We start from the raw sequence: 857 nt of genomic DNA, 5'->3' as shown, positions 1-857 counted from the left end.
CCCGAGGCCACGCACGGCCTCAATCAAGTCGTCGAGACGACTGAACGACTCGACCTCATCGTTATCGTCGACCAGGAAATAACTGCGCCCAGCGCTTTTCTTGAAAAACACGATCCATTCGCCCGAATTCGCCGGATTCTGAATCACATGCGTGGCAGAGATGTTGCCCTCTGCATGACGCTCCCGAACCTGCTCTCGCTTCATGCCCGACTCCAGAAATGACAATGCCGTCAAAGCACAGCCTTGACGGCATCAATGTTGTTCTTCGCTAGTCTATCAGCCTGAAATACAGGTATTGGCGGCTTTCTGCACGTCCATGGGACGCACTGGCACATTGAACATCCGCTCATGCAGCTTGATGCTGCTGCCACTTGAGCGCTCTTGAATGTCAAAGACCGCAGCCGGGTCCGAGGAGAACTTCGCCGGAACGATTACACGCACTCCGTCTTTTTGCGGTTCCAACTGCAAGGCGCCACGGCTCTCGGCCAGTTGTTCAACCAGGCACTGGGCGTACTCTTGGGGCTTCTTGCCTGAGATCACGCTCATGGTTGGCAGCGTTTTATTGATCTCCGAAACATTCGCGCAGCCACTCACGAGCAATACCAACGGCAGGACTAACAGACCCCACTTCATACAAAACCTCCGATAAAGACCCTCCGACAGCACAAAGGCTGATTTTCTCCAAGGCATACCACTTTTATCGTTCATGGAATGTCAAATAACCGGTTTTAATTATCAAAGTGGAGCGCGACGACCCGATAATTACCTGTTCGGGCTGATAAACTGCGCCCATCGCCCATGCTATCGTTTTGATTTTGTAGAAAAAGCCCTTCTGGAGGCGCCTCATGAAATTTATC

At 52.2% G+C, this 857-nt stretch carries 2 protein-coding genes; both read right to left on the bottom strand.

All coding sequences use genetic code 11. The features are described 5' to 3' along the window. On the bottom strand, nt 1-204 hold a 204-nt coding region (locus AC1DRJ_RS30255; protein WP_477805349.1), incomplete at its 3' end, for a hypothetical protein. A gap of 72 nt (nt 205-276) precedes the next feature. Then, a complete protein-coding gene (locus AC1DRJ_RS30250; RefSeq protein WP_477805350.1) occupies nt 277-633 on the bottom strand; it encodes a hypothetical protein in 357 nt (118 codons plus the stop codon). Between the last annotated feature and the right edge of the window lie 224 nt (nt 634-857).

The organism is Pseudomonas sp. P5_B2, assembly GCF_056400445.1.
The sequence above is the reverse complement of the archived record's forward strand: the minus strand, read 5'-3'. Positions and strand labels throughout refer to the sequence as shown.

Bases quoted from the DNA above. Each gene is read 5' to 3' on its own strand.
- AC1DRJ_RS30250 (WP_477805350.1), bottom strand. From the start codon at position 633: ATGAAGTGGGGTCTGTTAGTCCTGCCGTTGGTATTGCTCGTGAGTGGC.